The organism is Erwinia sp. PME.40.26/001 (genome assembly GCF_055556675.1).
Window position 1 is genome coordinate 1 of sequence record NZ_JBVHNP010000428.1, and the last position, 237, is coordinate 237.

A 237-nucleotide genomic window follows, 5' to 3' on the forward strand; every position below is an offset into this window, starting at 1 on the left:
TGTCCGAGTTTAGCGCGACTCGGCCCGCCGTTTGATCTCATCAAGAACCCGAACGTGGACCTTCTTCACGATCGCGTCCGTCCAGACCGACCAATAAATCGCGGGGCGGTAGCGATGTCGATAGCGAGACCAGCCGGTCAACTTGGTTCGTCCGTCCGACAATGGTTCGAGCGTAAACGAACCGTCAAGACTTTCGAAATAGCCTTTGAGGTGAGCCGCCTTGACCTCGCCGAAAGG

At 57.0% G+C, this 237-nt stretch carries 1 protein-coding gene; it reads right to left on the reverse strand.

The features are described from left to right. Positions 1 to 9: 9 nt before the first annotated feature. Positions 10 to 237 (reverse strand): hypothetical protein (locus ACZ3HG_RS24835; protein ID WP_465335206.1); only part of this gene is annotated, 228 nt, incomplete at its 5' end.